14 protein-coding genes are annotated in these 13253 nt (G+C 66.7%); 10 read left to right on the forward strand and 4 right to left on the reverse strand.

What is annotated here, in order from left to right:
• Nucleotides 1–53: 53 nt before the first annotated feature.
• Nucleotides 54–1880 (reverse strand): sensor domain-containing diguanylate cyclase, encoded by a 1827-nt coding sequence (locus ACYVBS_RS13115; RefSeq protein ID WP_460824142.1) that lies wholly within the window; start codon nt 1878–1880, stop codon nt 54–56.
• A gap of 153 nt (nt 1881–2033) precedes the next feature.
• Between ACYVBS_RS13115 and ACYVBS_RS13120 the strand changes: the two genes are divergently transcribed.
• The 10 genes from ACYVBS_RS13120 (at nt 2034) to ACYVBS_RS13165 (ending at nt 11315) form a co-directional block, all read left to right on the forward strand.
• Entirely contained in the window at nt 2034–2342 is a 309-nt protein-coding gene (locus tag ACYVBS_RS13120) for a YerC/YecD family TrpR-related protein (protein WP_460824143.1), read from the forward strand.
• 29 nt (nt 2343–2371) lie between these two features.
• The gene (hisG, locus tag ACYVBS_RS13125; protein WP_460824144.1) at nt 2372–3289 is read left to right on the forward strand and encodes an ATP phosphoribosyltransferase; all 918 of its coding nucleotides are present in this window, start codon (nt 2372–2374) and stop codon (nt 3287–3289) included.
• Nucleotides 3286–4587 carry a histidinol dehydrogenase gene (gene hisD / locus ACYVBS_RS13130; RefSeq protein WP_460824145.1) on the forward strand — a complete coding sequence of 434 codons (1302 nt, stop codon included), beginning with the start codon at nt 3286–3288 and terminating at the stop codon, nt 4585–4587. Before hisG ends, hisD begins: the two co-directional genes overlap by 4 nt.
• Nucleotides 4584–5666 (forward strand): histidinol-phosphate transaminase, encoded by a 1083-nt coding sequence (gene hisC / locus ACYVBS_RS13135; protein WP_460824146.1) that lies wholly within the window; start codon nt 4584–4586, stop codon nt 5664–5666. The genes hisD and hisC overlap by 4 nt, the downstream gene beginning before the upstream one ends.
• Entirely contained in the window at nt 5663–6760 is a 1098-nt protein-coding gene (gene hisB, locus ACYVBS_RS13140; protein ID WP_460824147.1) for a bifunctional histidinol-phosphatase/imidazoleglycerol-phosphate dehydratase HisB, read from the forward strand. Before hisC ends, hisB begins: the two co-directional genes overlap by 4 nt.
• Nucleotides 6761–6773: 13 nt before the next feature.
• A complete protein-coding gene (gene hisH, locus ACYVBS_RS13145; RefSeq protein WP_460824148.1) occupies nt 6774–7373 on the forward strand; it encodes an imidazole glycerol phosphate synthase subunit HisH in 600 nt (199 codons plus the stop codon).
• Nucleotides 7370–8113: a 1-(5-phosphoribosyl)-5-[(5-phosphoribosylamino)methylideneamino]imidazole-4-carboxamide isomerase gene (gene hisA, locus ACYVBS_RS13150; RefSeq protein WP_460824149.1), complete on the forward strand. Its 744-nt coding sequence runs from the start codon at nt 7370–7372 to the stop codon at nt 8111–8113. Before hisH ends, hisA begins: the two co-directional genes overlap by 4 nt.
• Nucleotides 8113–8901 (forward strand): imidazole glycerol phosphate synthase subunit HisF, encoded by a 789-nt coding sequence (gene hisF, locus ACYVBS_RS13155; protein ID WP_460824150.1) that lies wholly within the window; start codon nt 8113–8115, stop codon nt 8899–8901. The genes hisA and hisF overlap by 1 nt, the downstream gene beginning before the upstream one ends.
• A gap of 65 nt (nt 8902–8966) precedes the next feature.
• Complete coding sequence (gene hisIE / locus ACYVBS_RS13160; protein ID WP_460824204.1) at nt 8967–9599, forward strand: bifunctional phosphoribosyl-AMP cyclohydrolase/phosphoribosyl-ATP diphosphatase HisIE; 633 nt, start codon at nt 8967–8969, stop codon at nt 9597–9599.
• A 48-nt stretch (nt 9600–9647) separates the two neighbouring features.
• Nucleotides 9648–11315, forward strand: coding sequence for a calcineurin-like phosphoesterase C-terminal domain-containing protein (locus tag ACYVBS_RS13165; protein ID WP_460824151.1), 1668 nt, complete (start codon nt 9648–9650; stop codon nt 11313–11315).
• Between the two features lie 53 nt (nt 11316–11368).
• Here the strand turns inward: ACYVBS_RS13165 and mtnC are convergent, their stop codons facing one another.
• Genes mtnC through ACYVBS_RS13180 form a run of 3 tightly spaced genes read right to left on the reverse strand, consistent with a single transcriptional unit; the run spans nt 11369 to nt 13250 of the window.
• Complete coding sequence (gene mtnC, locus ACYVBS_RS13170) at nt 11369–12064, reverse strand: acireductone synthase (protein ID WP_460824152.1); 696 nt, start codon at nt 12062–12064, stop codon at nt 11369–11371.
• Nucleotides 12061–12618 (reverse strand): 1,2-dihydroxy-3-keto-5-methylthiopentene dioxygenase, encoded by a 558-nt coding sequence (locus tag ACYVBS_RS13175; protein ID WP_460824153.1) that lies wholly within the window; start codon nt 12616–12618, stop codon nt 12061–12063. Before ACYVBS_RS13175 ends, mtnC begins: the two co-directional genes overlap by 4 nt.
• Nucleotides 12615–13250: a methylthioribulose 1-phosphate dehydratase gene (locus ACYVBS_RS13180; RefSeq protein ID WP_460824154.1), complete on the reverse strand. Its 636-nt coding sequence runs from the start codon at nt 13248–13250 to the stop codon at nt 12615–12617. Before ACYVBS_RS13180 ends, ACYVBS_RS13175 begins: the two co-directional genes overlap by 4 nt.
• Nucleotides 13251–13253: the final 3 nt, after the last annotated feature.

Consider the following 13253-nt stretch of genomic DNA (forward strand, 5'->3'; position numbering starts at 1 on the left):
GGGGCAAGGGGCGGCGCGCGGCCCCGGAGCCGCGCAGCCTGCTAAGGGAAGAGCTACGCCGCTTGGGGCGTTGACGTCCGCGTGCAGTTGCGTCCGTCGGCCTTAGCGCGATACAGCGCCTCATCCGCCCTCTGCAGTGCCATCTCGATCGTGCACGACGAGTGCAGTTCGATGACGTGCAGGCCAATGCTGGCGCTCAACGACAAGGTGCGTTCGCCGAAGGTGCAAGGTGCGCTGTTGAGTGCGGTCCGGATGGCCTCGGCGGTGGCGAGCCCGTCCGCCAGCCCCTGGTTGGGGAGGGCAGCCACGAATTCCTCGCCTCCGAACCGCGCCAGTAGCGCATTGTGTGGACGAAGCGTCTGTCCGATGACGCGCGCCGACCATCTCAGGCACTCGTCGCCTACCAGATGCCCATGCTCATCGTTGATCTGCTTGAAGTGATCCAGATCGATCATCAGCAGCGTCACGGGCTGGCGGTGCTCCAGGGCGTGCGCGACCACCGGCTGGAAGCGCTCATGGAAGTGCATGCGGGTATGCAGGCCGGTCAGGCCATCGCGCTGGCTGGACTCCCTCAGGCGCGCATGCGCATCGCCGAGCTGCGCCAATGCGTTGCTCAGTTCGGACGTGCGCTGTTCGACCTTGTGTTCCAGTTGCTCCTTCGCCTCGCGCACCACGCGTTCGTTCTCGTTGCGCAGTGCCGAGTAGCGGTACCCCAAAGCGACCGACAGCAGCAACATCTCCATCGCCGAGCCGATCTGCACGCCGTACTCGGTCAAGAAAATCTTGGGCAGTTGCGCGAATGCGATGGCCGCGAACATGCCCGTCCCCAGCAGGAACAGGCCCCATGCCAGCAGGAACAGGCGGGCAGGGCGATAGCCCCGGTGCGTGACCACGATCGATTCCAGCGCGATCCACACGATGCTGGCGAACACCGCCAGTGAAGCGACCGGGGTTGTGATCCGGTAGGGGAGGAACACCGAGGCAACGCCCCACACGATGAAGAAAACGATCATCGCCAAGCCCACCCGGTCGCCCAGGGGCCAGCGCTCCTTCAGCCCGAGGAACGAGCGTGCAAACTGCTGCATGCCGATCTGCGCCAGGCAGATGGAAAGGGGAACCGATCGATCCTGCAGCCAGGGCGAGCCCGGCCACACGTACTCGTAGCCCAGCCCATTGAGCGCCAGCAGGACCAGGCCAAACGCGGTGATGTGCAGCAGGTACCAGCCATAGCTGGAATCGCGGAGCGACTGCCACAGCACCAGGTTGTAGAAGAACAGCGCGGCCAGGATGCCGTAGTACATCCCCATCGCGAACTGCGCGTCGCGGGACATTTCGGTGAATGCCGTCGGGGTGTACAGCACCAGCGGAACCTGCATCGAGCTCTGGCTTTGCACCCGAACGTAGACGTCGACGGGTTGGCCCGTCGGCAACTCGAGCGTGAAGTTGGGGTGCCGGTAGGGGACGCTGCGGGCATTGAAGGGCAGTGCGTCGCCGCCCTTGCGATGGACCGTCCTGCCGTCAGGGTAGGTGGCATACACGTCAATGTGGTCACTGAGCGCGTACTGCTGCACCAGCAGCCACCGCTGTTCGGTGCGGTCCTGGTTGGCAATGCGAAGGTGGAACCAGAACGCGCCTTCCCGGAAGCCGAACGAGGAACTGCCCGAGGGCAGCGGCTGGAATCGGCCTGCCTTGAGGGCGGCACTCGCGGCATTCAGGTCGGCTGTCGCGGCGATGTCATGGAAATAACGTGTCCACGGGGCGAGATGGACGGACGTGGTGCCAGGCTGGATCGCCAGAGCCGTCTCGGCGCGTGCCGGCCCGTTGGCCATCAGCAGGCCCATGGTCAGCAGGAAGCAGCCAATGCGGCAAAGCCATGCCATGCGTGCCCAGTCCCCCCTGCGCCTTCGTGCGCCCACTCAAGCCTCGCAGCCGCAGTCTATCCCACTGATTCAGGCTGTGTGGGGTTGCCGGGTTGACTGGGGAATTTTCTTAACCTAATGTACTAGCGCGTTAATACATTAACAAAGGCACCCATGAAGCGGCGTATCCACGAAACCAGCGACATGCCCATTGCCACCCAGGAATTGGCGGCCGTCTTGGCTCGCTTGGACACTGCGGAAGCCGTGGCCGCCTTTCTCGAGGATCTGTGCACCCCGGCGGAGCTTGAAGCCATGGCTGACCGTTGGCGGGTCGTTCCGCTGGTCGCCCAAGGGGTTCCTTACCGCGAGATCCACGAACGGACGCAGGTGAGCGTCACCACCGTCGGTCGCGTGGCTCGCACGCTTGAGCGCGGTACAGGCGGCTATGCCGCCGCCCTCCAGGCCGTCAATTCCGTCGCCTGATTCCACATAATTTTCCAGAGAAGTCGCGCATGTCCCCCCCCTCCAGTGCGCCCCAAGGGCGCGACCGTCTTCGCATTGCGATCCAGAAGTCTGGGCGCCTGGCCGATCCCGCCCGCGCGCTGTTGGCGTCGTGCGGGCTGAGCTGGCGCGAAAGCCGTGATCGCCTGTTCTGCTACGGCGAGACCTTGCCGGTGGACCTGCTGCTGGTGCGCGATGACGACATCCCGGGTCTGATCGCCGATGGCGTCTGCGACCTTGGCGTGGTCGGTCGCAATGTGTTGCTGGAGCAGGGGCAGGACCGGGCCGAGCGTGGCATCGCACCTGCCTACTGCGAGTGGCGGGCCTTGGGCTTTGGCAGCTGCCGGCTCGATATCGCCGTGCCCGATGCGTGGGACTGGCAGGGGCCGCAGCAGCTGGAAGGCAAGCGCATTGCGACGAGCTATCCCGCGCTGCTGCGGCAGTGGTTGAAGGACGAGGGCATCGCCGCGGACGTGGTGCTGCTGTCGGGGTCGGTGGAGATTGCGCCGAAGCTGGGGCAGGCCGAGGCCATCTGTGACCTCGTGTCCAGCGGCGCGACGCTGGCCGCCAACCAGCTCAAGCCAGTGCAGACCCTGGTCCAGAGTGAGGCCGTGCTGGCGGGCCCGGTCGCGCCCTTCGACGATGTGCGCGCGGAACTGGCGGAGTTGTTGCAGCGACGGCTGGATGGCGCGATCCGCGTGCGCAGGAGCAAGCTGCTGCTGTTCCAGGCGCGTCGCGACGACTTGCCGGTGTTGCTGCCCCTGCTGCCCGATGCCGAGGCACCCACCGTGATGCAGGTCGACGGTGCCGATCGCATGGCATTGCAGGCGTTGTGCCATGGCGCAGTGACGTGGCAGCGCCTTGAGGATCTCAAGCGTGCCGGCGCCAGTGGCCTGATGGTGCTGCCGGTGGAGGGTATGCTGGCATGAAGCAGGTTGCGTGGAGTGCCCTGAGCGCACCGGAGCGCACGCAGGCCCTGCGGCGTCCGGCACAGCAGGCCAGCGTTGGCACGGCGGCCGCGGTGGCGGCTTTGATCGACGATGTGCGTGCGCGCGGTGACGCGACGGTACGTGAGTTGACCGAGCGGTTCGACCGCGTCGTGCTGGACGACTTCGCGGTCAGCGCTGCCGAGTTCGACGCGGCGACCGCCGCATTGTCGCCGGCATTGCGTGCCGCAATCGACGAGGCCGCCGGACGCATCGAGGCCTTCCACGCGGAAGGCATGACCCGCGAATACGCCATGGAAACCGCTCCCGGCGTGCGCTGCGAGCGCGTCCTGCGTCCCATCGCGCGGGTCGGACTGTACGTGCCTGCAGGTTCCGCGCCGTTGCCGTCGACGGCGGTGATGCTGGGCGTGCCGGCGCGCCTGGCCGGCTGCCGCGATGTCGTGATGTGCACGCCGCCACGCCAGGATGGCACGGCCGATCCCGCCGTCCTCTATGCCGCCATGCGCTGCGGCGTTCGCCACGTCTTCAAGATCGGCGGTGTGCAGGCCATCGCGGCCATGGCGTTTGGCACGGCATCGGTGCCCAAGTGCGACAAGCTATTTGGCCCCGGAAACGGCTACGTCACCGAGGCCAAGCGGCAGGTGGCGATGACCGAAGGCGGCGCGGCCATCGACATGCCGGCCGGCCCCTCCGAAGTACTGGTCATTGCCGACGCCGGGGCCAACCCCGCGTTTGTGGCTGCCGACCTGCTGTCGCAGGCCGAGCACGGGCCAGACTCGCAGGTGCTGCTGCTCTCGGATGACGCCGCGCTCATTGACGCCGTGGCGGTTCAGGTGGAGCGCCAATTGCAGGTGCTGGCGCGCGCGGATGTCGCCCGGCGCGCACTGGAATCGTCGCGCATGATCCAGGTCGATTCGCTGGACGAGGCCTTCCGCATCAGTAATGCCTACGCTCCCGAGCATCTCATCCTGGCATTGCGCGACGCGCGAGCGTGGCTCCCCAAGGTGGAGGCGGCAGGTTCCGTGTTCCTCGGTGACTGGGCGCCTGAGGCGTTGGGCGACTATTGCAGCGGGACCAACCACGTGCTGCCTACCAGCGGTGCCGCGCGCTACGTGGGGGGACTCAACGTGGCCAGTTTCCAGGTGGCGATCACCGTGCAGGAAGTGAGCCGTGGCGGCATCGCGGCGATTGGTCCGTGCGCGGTGGAACTGGCGTCGGCGGAGGGCCTGGACGCGCACCGCTTGGCCGTGTCACTTCGACTGGACGAGGCCGTGGCATGAGCGACCCCTTGATGCTGGTCCGCGAGGACCTGCGCGATTTTGCCGGGTATCGATCCGCGCGCACCGACAAGGTGATGGGCGGGGTCTGGCTGAATGCCAATGAATCAGCGTGGTCCAATGACGCTGACCCCGAAGGTGCGGCGCGGCGCTATCCGGAGCCGCAGCCTGCGGCACTGCGCGACGCCCTCGCGGAATTGTACGGCTGTGCACCGTCGCAACTGCTGGTCGGACGTGGCAGCGACGAACCCATTGACCTGCTGGTCCGGGCCCTGTGTCGTCCGGGCGGTGATGCCATCGTCGTGACCCCGCCGACCTTCGGCATGTACGCGGTGTGTGCCCGTCTGCACGGCACCCCCGTGGTCGAAGTGCCGTTGGTCGAGGACCAGGACGGGTTGGTGTGCGACTTCCAGGCTGTTCAGCAGGCGGTGAATGATTCGCGCGCGCGCCTGGTATTCCTCTGCTCACCCGGTAACCCGTCCGGAACCGCATTGTCCCTTGAGGACGTGTCCCGGCTGGCACGCGCGCTGGACGGTCAAGCGCTGGTAGTGGTCGACGAGGCGTATCAGGAGTATGCCGATGGACCTTCCGCCGTCAGTCTGCTGGGACAGCAGCGCAATGTCGCGGTGCTTCGCACCCTGTCCAAGGCCCACGCGCTGGCAGCGGCCCGTATCGGCGCCGTCATCGCTGACCCGGCACTGATCGAAGTGTTGCAGCGTTGCCAGGCGCCGTATCCGCTGCCGCAGCCCACTGTTGAATTGGCGTGCCGCGGGCTCACGGCCGATGCCCGCATGCAGACGGCGAGCCGCATTCTCGTGACGCGCTCAGAGCGCGAGCGCCTTGCCGCTGCACTTCCACGCCTCAACGGAGTGCGTCGGGTCTATCCATCCAATGCCAATTTTCTGCTGGTGCGCTTCGATGACGCGGAGTCGGCGTATCGGCGGCTGCTTGACGCCGGGATCGTGGTGCGCGACATGCGGCAGGCCTATGGCCTCGGTGACGCGCTGCGCATCAGTCTTGGCACGCCTGAGCAGAACGATGCAGTGCTGGCCGCGTTGACGGCATTGGAGGCGGCTGCATGACACCCATTCTGTTCGTTGACCGCGACGGCACCCTCATCGAGGAACCGGCCGACTTCCAGGTCGATTCGTTCGAGAAGCTCCGCTTCGTGCGCGGCGTGATTCCCGCGATGTTGCGGCTGCGCGACGCGGGCTACCAGTTCATCATGGTGACCAACCAGGACGGACTGGGAACGCCCGCGTACCCGCGCGAAAGCTTCGAGGGGCCGCACACCCTGATGATGCAGGTGCTGGAAAGCCAGGGCATCGTCTTCCGTGACGTACTGATCGATTCCAGTTTCCCCGAGGACAATGCGCCCACGCGCAAGCCGGCCATTGGCCTGGCGCTGCCGTACCTGAAGGACCGCGGGATCGATTGGGCGCGCTCGGCGATGGTGGGCGACCGCGAGACCGACAACGCGTTCGCGCGCAACCTCGGCATACGGGCCTTCCAGCTCCGGACTGAGCAATTTGGGGGCGAGTGGGACTGGGAGGGCCTGGCGCACGAGCTGGCCGGCCAGCCGCGGCAGGCCAGTGTCACGCGCACCACCCGCGAAACCCGCATCCAGGTCGACGTCGACCTGGACCGTGCGGCCGAGCCTTCGATCCGCACCGGCCTTGGGTTCTTTGACCACATGCTGGAACAGATCGGAAAGCACGGCGGGTTCGCGTTGCGGCTGGACTGCGAAGGCGACCTGCACATCGACGAGCACCACACCGTCGAGGATTGTGCGCTGGCCTTGGGACAGGCCTTGCGCGAAGCGTTGGGCAGCAAGCGCGGCATTGGCCGCTACGGTGCCGATGCGGCGACGTCGGCATCGTTCACGCTGCCGATGGATGAATCGCTGGCGGCCGCGGCGCTCGATTTCTCCGGGCGGCCGTGCTTTGTCTTCAACGGCGCGTTCACGCGTGAGCGCGTCGGGGACTTGCCGACGGAGCTGGTGCCGCACTTCTTCCGTTCGCTGTGCGAAACCGCCGGTCTCAACCTCAACCTGCGCGTCGACGGCGACAACGATCACCACAAGGTCGAGGCCTGCTTCAAGGTCGTGGCGCGGGCCTTGCGCCAGGCCATTCGACGCGAGGGCAACGAGTTGCCCAGCACCAAGGGAACACTGTGAGGGTGGCAACACAATGAAGGTCGTGTTGATCGACTCGGGCGGCGCCAATATCGGCTCGGTGCGCTATGCGCTGGAGCGCTTGGGCGTGGACGCTCCCCTGACGGCCGACGCCAACGAGATCCAGGGCGCGGACCGGGTGATCCTGCCTGGCGTCGGGGCCGCGGGCACGGCCATGGCCCAGCTGCGTCAACATGGCCTGGTGGACGTGATTCGCAACCTGCAGCAGCCGTTGCTGGGTATCTGCCTCGGCATGCAGCTGCTTTTCGACGCGTCGGAAGAGGGCAACGTGGATTGCCTGGGTATCCTGCCCGGCAAGGTCACGCGCATGCAGGGCCACGAAGGCCTGCGCATCCCGCACATGGGCTGGAATGCACTGGAGCCAATGGTCGATCATCCGCTGCTCGACGGCATTCTGGCCGGGGCCCAGGCGTACTTTGTCCACGGTTACTGCGCGCCCGTAACCGCGGACACGCTGGCCACCTGCGCCCATGGCCAGACGTTTGCTGCGGTCGTGGGGCGTGGCAACCGTTTTGGTGCGCAGTTCCACCCCGAGCGCTCCGCATACGTAGGCGCGCGACTGCTGCAGAACTTCCTGTCCGAGAGGGTGGCATGACCGGTTTCGCGCTGTATCCCGCGATCGATGTCCGGGCTGGCCGGGTGGTTCGTCTGCGACAAGGCGACTATGCGCAGGAAACGCGCTACGCCGATGACCCGCTGGAAGTCGCGCGGCGCTATGCACGCGCAGGCGCGCGCTGGCTGCATCTGGTGGATCTGGATGCGGCACGGGCAGGCGGCTATACACTCTCGCCCTTGCTTGCCGCCATCAAGTCCGAGACCTCGTTGCAGGTGCAGACGGGGGGCGGCGTGCGTGGCGAATCCGATGTGCGGGCCATCCTCCAGGCGGGCGCGGACCGTGTCGTGGTGGGTTCGCTTGCGGTTCGAGAGCCCGAGCGGGTTGGCCACTGGCTGCGTGAATTCGGCAGCGAAAGCATCACGGTGGCGCTGGACGCACGCGAGTCGGCGGACGGACGTTGGCGCTTGCCCACCGCAGGATGGACGGAGGACAGCGGCATCGAACTCCAGTCACTGCTGGCGGATTATGCGGCAGCCGGCCTGCAGCATCTGTTGTGCACCGACATTGCCCGGGACGGGATGCTGGCCGGGCCCAACCTGGCGCTTTATCGGAGCATCGTGGCGGCGGTGCCGCAGGTAAGCCTCCAGGCCTCCGGCGGCGTGCGCGACGTGGCAGATGTGCTCGCGTCGCGCCAAGCGGGGTGTGCGGGCGCCGTGCTCGGCAAGGCCTTGTTGGACGGCCGCTTTGAACTGGCCGACGCGGTGAAGGAGGTGGCGTGATGCTCAGTCGCCGCATCATTCCCTGCCTCGATGTCCGCGACGGCCGGGTGGTCAAGGGCGTCCGCTTCCGCGACCACGTGGACATGGGCGACATCGTGTCGCTGGCCCAGCGCTACCGGAAGCAGGGCGCAGACGAGTTGGTGTTCTACGACATCACCGCCAGCCCGGAAGGGCGCGCCGTGGACCGGGCCTGGGTCGAACGGGTGGCCCGTGCCATCGACATCCCGTTCTGCGTGGCCGGCGGCATCCGCAGCGTCGACGACGCACGGCGCATCCTGCATGCCGGTGCGGACAAGGTGTCGGTCAACACACCGGCGTTGGAGCGCCCCGCGTTGATCAGCGAGCTGGCGGATGCCTTTGGCCAGCAGTGCGTGGTGGTGGGCGTGGACAGTCTTCGCGACGCCGATGGCGAATGGCACGTGCGCCAGTACACCGGAGACCCATCGCGGACACAGGCCCTGTCCATGCGCACGCTCGACTGGGTCGTCGAGGCGCAGAGACTTGGGGCGGGAGAGATCGTGCTCAATTGCATGGGTAGTGACGGTGTTCGCGAAGGATTCGATATTGCACAGCTTCGGGCCGTGCGCGACGTCTGCAACGTCCCTCTCGTGGCTTCGGGCGGCGCGGGTGCCATCGATCACTTCGTGGCCGTGTTTCGGGACGCCGACGTGGACGGCGCATTGGCAGCCGGTGTGTTTCACTCGGGCGATATCGCGATACCCGATCTCAAGCGTCAACTGGCCGCGGCCGGCATTGCGATTCGACCCGTGGACCAAGGGAGTATCTGATGGGACAGATTGGAACGGAGTCGTCGGCTGACCGGAACGACGGCCCGCAATCGATCAGCCGGGACATGCCGCCCTTGCGCGCAATCGATCCGGACGCATTGGTCGGCGCCCTGGGTTGGGAAAAGCAGGGCGGGTTGATCCCCGCGGTCGTGCAGGATGCGACCACGTTGCGCGTGTTGATGCTGGGTTACATGGACCGCGACGCGGTGCGAGCCACCTGCAACACCGGTCACGTGACGTTTTACAGCCGCAGCAAGCAGCGACTGTGGACCAAGGGCGAATCCTCCGGCCACTTCCTGGACCTGGTGTCGATCGACGTGGACTGCGACGCGGACACGCTGCTGGTGCGTGCCCTTCCGCACGGCCCCACGTGTCACCTGGGGCGCTCCAGTTGTTTCCCCGATGCGCCGGGTGACTTCCTCGCCGAGCTCGATGCGCTGGTGGCCGCACGCGAGCGTGAGCGGCCGGCCGGAAGCTACACCACGCGCCTGTTCGAGGGTGGCATTCGACGTATCGCCCAGAAGGTGGGCGAGGAAGGCGTCGAAACGGCACTGGCCGCGGTGGCGCAGGATGACGATGCCTTGCTCGGCGAAGCGGCTGACCTGCTCTACCACCTGCAGGTGTTGCTCAGGGCGAGGGGGTTGGGCTTGGAGGAAGCGGTAAACGTGCTGCGCGGTCGCCACGCCCCTGCCGCATAATGGCCCGATCGATTGGCCGCCGCCCGGTGGCTCTCGCGGGGACCGGTGATGCGTCGTACAACTCCCATGATCCTGCTGGTCGCGACGGTGCTGCTCGTCCCGCATGCTCAAGCGACCCAGGTCGCCTCCTGCGAGGGAGGCGTGGTGTTCCAGGATCAGAACGGCAACGGTCGCCACGACGAAGACGAGGCCGGCATCCCGGGCGTCAAGGTATCCGACGGCGTCACCCTGACCATGACCGATGCGCAGGGTGCCTATCGTCTGGATCCGGTTGACGGAAGAACCCTGTTCGTAATCAAGCCGGCCGGCTACCAGTCCATCCCGCGCAGTGAGGGGCTGCCGGACGTGTGGCAGAACACCCGCACCGCGCCAGGGCCGGTATTGCGCTACGGTGGCCTGCCCGTGCAGCCGGCGACCTGCCGTGATTTTGCCTTGCGTGCCGCGAAGCCCTCGCCCCTGCGGAAAGAACGGCTCGACGTCCTCGTCTTCGCCGACCCGCAACCGCAGTCGTCGCGCGACGTGGACTATTACCGCCGCGACATCATCGAGCCGCTGATGCGCGACACCGCCATCGACATGGGCCACGGCTTTGGACGCTTCTACTTCACGGGACTGGCCGGGGACCTTGGCATCAGCCTGGGCGACATCACCCATGACGACCTGTCGCTCTATCCGTCCCTGATTGCCGCGACGGCCCGATTGGGCGTGCCCTGGTTGCACGTGGCCGGCAACCACGACCTCGATTTTGACGCCGCGCGCGACGAAGATTCGCTGCTCACGTTCCGCCACCACTTCGGCCCCGACACGCATGCGTGGGAGGAGCCCGAAGCGACCTTCGTGCTGCTCGATGACGTCATCTACCAGCCCGGCCGAAAGCCGGCTTATGTGGGCGGGTTGCGCGAGGATCAGTTCGCGTTCCTGGAAAATTACCTGCCCACCGTGCCCAAGGATCGCCTGCTGGTGGTCTCGGCGCACATCCCGTTCTTTGATTCAGAGCCGGGGAAGGAGACGTTCCGTCGGGCTGACCGTGAGCGGCTATTCGCGATGTTGCGGGCCTTTCCCAAGGTCCTGCTGCTGAGCGGCCACACCCACACGCAGCGTCACGTCTACCACGACGCCGCCAGTGGCTGGCACGGCGCGTCACCCCTGCACGAGTACAACGTGGGCGCGGCGTGCGGCGCATTCTGGTCCGGCGAAAAGGATGCCCAAGGCATTCCGGACGCGACCATGGCCGATGGCACGCCCAATGGCCATGCCCGCCTCCAGGTCACGCGCCGTGGCGACTACCGACTGTCATGGCACCCCGCCCGAACGCCCGCGGGAAATACGGCCAGCACGACGGCAATGCGGCTGAGCGCTCCGAACGTGTTGCGCAAGGGCGCGTGGCCCGCGTTTGCCGTCCACGCCAACGTCTACATGGGACAGGCGGATACCCGCGTGGAATACCGCGTCGATGGCGGCGAATGGCGTCCGATGCAACGCGTCCCCGCGAACGATCCGTGGCTGACCGCGCAGAACGTGCTCGACGACCGCGCAGAGAGCTTGCGTGGCTATGATCGCGCCCCGCCGGCCGAAGCATCGACCCACCTGTGGCGCGGCACGCTGCCGACCCACCTGTCGGTGGGCGAGAACGCCGTGGAAGTGCGCGCTTTTGATCGTTGGATGGGTGAGCAGCGCGCCTCGCTGCAGTACAGGCTGGACGAAGCGGCCGAATAGGGCGAAGCCCGCCTGAAACCCTGGCCGCCCGGCAGGGGCGGCCCCGAACCCACTCAGGCCATCGCGATGTCGGCGAAGGATTCCACGCGCACATGTCCGTTCGCCGCTTCGCCGGTGCGCGGCGTGGGGTAGTCCTCGCGGCGGTCCAGCAGCACGGTGCCCAATCCGGCCTCGCGCGCGGCATCCAGTTCCTCGACCACGTCGGAGAGGAACAGCACATCGCTGGCGTCGTGGCCGATGGCCTCGACGATGCGCCGGTAGCTGTCAGCTTCGCGCTTCCCGCCGACTTCGGTATCGAACCAGCCCGAGAAAAGCCCGGTCAGGTCGCCCGCGTCGCTGTGGCCAAAGAACAGACGCTGCGCCGGCACGCTGCCCGAGGAGTACACGTACAACGGCAGGCCCGCGGCCTTCCACGCCTGCAGCGACTTCGCCGCATCGTCGTAGATGTGCGCGGTGAAATCCACCGTGCGGTAACCGTCGGCCCAGATCATGCCCTGGAGTGCCTTCAGCGCGGTGTGCTTGCGGTCCTGGTCGATCCAACCCTGCAGCACCTCGACGATCATGGCGTCATCGCACATGCCGCCGTTCTCGGTGGCCACCATGTCCAGCCACTTGCGCACGGCGGGCTCGCGCCCGCGTTTGGCCACGAAGCCTGGCAGCGCTCGCCGCGCGTACGGGAACAGCACGTCCTTGACGAAGGAGATGCTGCTGGTGGTGCCCTCGATGTCGGTCAGGATGGCGCGCGTCATGCCGCAGCGCCCGGCTCGTAGCGCGGGAAGCGCTGGGCGATGTCGTTGTCCGTGAAATGGCCCACCCAGCCGTCCGGCTCGGTGAAGAAGCGGATCGCCACGAAGCTCGGCTCCGGCCCCATGTCGAACCAGTGCAGCGCGCGGTCGGGCACCGCGATCAGGTCGCCCTGTTCGCACAGCACCTCGTACACGCCGTTGTCCACGTGCAGTGTGAACAGACCCGAGCCCGCCACGAAGAAGCGAACCTCGTCTTCCTGGTGGAAATGCTCGTTCAGGAACTTGGCACGCATCGCCTCGCGCTGCGGGTTGTCCGGCGCGATGCTGACCACGTCCACACTCTTGAAGCCACGGTCGGCCACCAGGCGGTCGATGTCGGCGCGGTAGGCGTCCATGATCTTCTCCGGGGTGTCGCCCGGGACGATCGGCTGCGCAGCCTGCCATTGCTCGAAGGTCACGCCGATCTTGGACAGTTCGCGCGCCATTTCCGCGTGGTCGCTGGTGGCCAGGCGCGGCGAGGCGGGGTTCTCTTCCGCGAAGATACGCAGGCGGCTCATCGTTGCAGCTTCCTTAGTTCGAGGTCGCAGGCCAGCATGAACTCGAACGCCTCCAGGTGGCGTCGGGCTTCATTGATGTCGCGACCCCACGCATACAGGCCGTGGCCTGCGATCAGGTAGCCCCAGGTCTCCACGCCGGCCAGCGCCTTGTCCACGCTGGCGGTGAGTTCGTCCATGTCCTGCGCATTGGGGACGACCGGCAGCGCCACTTCCGCCTCGTGGGTGGTGTGCCCGCGCAGCGCCTTGAACAGTTCGTAGTCCTTGAGCAGCACACGTCCGTCGGCGGCGTACAGCAGGCTGGCGATCGTCTGGGTCGGGGAGTGGGTGTGCAGCACCGCGCCAACTTCCGGGAACAGGCGATAGAGGTGGGTATGCAGGGCCGCTTCGGCCGACGGGCGATGATGCGTGGCGACCGGGTTGTTCTGCATGTCGACCACCATGATGTCCGCCTCGGACAGGCGGGCCTTGTCCTTGCCGGAGATCGTGATGGCCGCGTGGTCCGCGCTCATGCGGATGGAAAAATTGCCGGCCGTGGCAGGCATCCAGCCCTTGGCTGCCAGTTCGCGGGTGTGCGAAATGATCTGGGCGGCGCAGCCGGCGTACAGGGTGTGGTCAAAAACGGGCGTGTTCATGTG

The organism is Lysobacter olei (assembly GCF_054777355.1).

Coding starts and splice junctions, on each gene's coding strand:
- ACYVBS_RS13115 (WP_460824142.1), bottom strand. CDS start 1,880: ATGGCATGGCTTTGCCGCATTGGCTGCTTCCTGCTGACCATGGGCCTG.
- ACYVBS_RS13120 (WP_460824143.1), top strand. CDS start 2,034: ATGAAGCGGCGTATCCACGAAACCAGCGACATGCCCATTGCCACCCAG.
- hisG (WP_460824144.1), top strand. CDS start 2,372: ATGTCCCCCCCCTCCAGTGCGCCCCAAGGGCGCGACCGTCTTCGCATT.
- hisD (WP_460824145.1), top strand. CDS start 3,286: ATGAAGCAGGTTGCGTGGAGTGCCCTGAGCGCACCGGAGCGCACGCAG.
- hisC (WP_460824146.1), top strand. CDS start 4,584: ATGAGCGACCCCTTGATGCTGGTCCGCGAGGACCTGCGCGATTTTGCC.
- hisB (WP_460824147.1), top strand. CDS start 5,663: ATGACACCCATTCTGTTCGTTGACCGCGACGGCACCCTCATCGAGGAA.
- hisH (WP_460824148.1), top strand. CDS start 6,774: ATGAAGGTCGTGTTGATCGACTCGGGCGGCGCCAATATCGGCTCGGTG.
- hisA (WP_460824149.1), top strand. CDS start 7,370: ATGACCGGTTTCGCGCTGTATCCCGCGATCGATGTCCGGGCTGGCCGG.
- hisF (WP_460824150.1), top strand. CDS start 8,113: ATGCTCAGTCGCCGCATCATTCCCTGCCTCGATGTCCGCGACGGCCGG.
- hisIE (WP_460824204.1), top strand. CDS start 8,967: ATGCCGCCCTTGCGCGCAATCGATCCGGACGCATTGGTCGGCGCCCTG.
- ACYVBS_RS13165 (WP_460824151.1), top strand. CDS start 9,648: ATGCGTCGTACAACTCCCATGATCCTGCTGGTCGCGACGGTGCTGCTC.
- mtnC (WP_460824152.1), bottom strand. CDS start 12,064: ATGACGCGCGCCATCCTGACCGACATCGAGGGCACCACCAGCAGCATC.
- ACYVBS_RS13175 (WP_460824153.1), bottom strand. CDS start 12,618: ATGAGCCGCCTGCGTATCTTCGCGGAAGAGAACCCCGCCTCGCCGCGC.
- ACYVBS_RS13180 (WP_460824154.1), bottom strand. CDS start 13,250: ATGAACACGCCCGTTTTTGACCACACCCTGTACGCCGGCTGCGCCGCC.